This is a genomic window from Cryobacterium sp. TMB1-7 (assembly GCF_004402435.1).
GTDB classification, from domain to species: Bacteria; Actinomycetota; Actinomycetes; order Actinomycetales; family Microbacteriaceae; genus Cryobacterium; species Cryobacterium zongtaii.
Genome location: NZ_SOFZ01000035.1, coordinates 1 through 1,233 on the forward strand (window position 1 = coordinate 1; position 1,233 = coordinate 1,233).

General features: G+C 63.3%; 1 protein-coding gene and 1 pseudogene. Both read left to right on the forward strand.

What is annotated here, in order from left to right:
• Window positions 1-2: 2 nt before the first annotated feature.
• Window positions 3-692 (forward strand): L-ribulose-5-phosphate 4-epimerase, encoded by a 690-nt coding sequence (locus E3O60_RS18350; RefSeq protein WP_134407852.1) that lies wholly within the window; start codon window positions 3-5, stop codon window positions 690-692.
• A pseudogene (locus E3O60_RS18355) lies at window positions 692-1,233 on the forward strand (L-arabinose isomerase); the annotation flags it as partial. The gene E3O60_RS18350 and the pseudogene E3O60_RS18355, both read left to right, overlap by 1 nt.

A 1,233-nucleotide genomic window follows, 5' to 3' on the forward strand; every position in this document is an offset into this window, starting at 1 on the left:
AGATCGAGGTCGCGATCGCGCGTGTGCGGGCGGATATCGCTCGGCTGCATGGTGAGTTGACGGCCAATGGCTTGGTGGTGTGGACCGGCGGTAACGTGTCGGGTCGGGTGCCGGGCGCGGACTTGTTTGTGATCAAGCCGTCCGGGGTGGATTATGCGGATCTGGCGCCGGAGAACATGATTCTTTGTGATCTGGATGGCAGTGTCGTTCCGGAGACTCCGGGTGCGGACCGGTCGCCGTCGTCGGACACGGCTGCGCATGCGTATGTGTACCGGAACATGCCCGAGGTCGGCGGGGTGGTGCACACGCATTCCACTTACGCGACGGCGTGGGCTGCGCGTGGTGAGGAGATCCCGTGTGTGATCACGGCGATGGCTGATGAGTTCGGCGGTCCGATCCCGGTGGGCCGGTTCGCGATCATCGGTGATGACACCATCGGTCAGGGCATTGTCGAGGCGTTGGCTGGGCATCGTTCCCGGGCGGTGTTGATGCAGAACCATGGGCCGTTCACGATCGGTAAGGATGCCCGTGATGCGGTCAAGGCTGCCGTGATGGTCGAAGACGTCGCCCGTACGGTGCACTTGGCCCGGCAGGGTGGCCCGCTGATTCCGATCCCGCAGGAATCGATCGATTCTCTTTTCAACCGTTACCAGAATGTCTACGGACAAGCACCGCAAGGAGCCCTCAAATAATGTCACCCACCGCACTCAACACGTCCCTGGACAGCTACGAGGTCTGGTTCCTCACCGGCAGCCAGAACCTGTATGGCGAGGAGACCCTGCGCCAGGTCGCCGAGCAGTCCCGGGCGATCGCCGATGCTCTCAACGCGTCCAGTGACGTGCCCGTCACGGTGGTGTGGAAGCCGGTTTTGAAGGACGCTGAGTCGATCCGTCGGGCCGCGTTGGATGCCAACGGTGATGACAAGGTCATCGGTTTGATCGCGTGGATGCACACGTTCTCGCCGGCGAAGATGTGGATCGGCGGCCTCAACGCGTTGACCAAGCCGTTGCTGCACCTGCACACCCAGGCCAACGTGGAACTGCCCTGGGCCGAGATCGATTTCGATTTCATGAACCTGAACCAGGCCGCGCACGGCGACCGGGAGTTCGGGTACATCCAGACCCGCCTGGGCGTGTCGCGGAAGACCGTTGTCGGCCACGTGTCCAACCCGGTGGTCAGCGCCTCGATCGGCACCTGGACTCGTGCTGCGGCCGGCTGGGCGGCATCGAACAG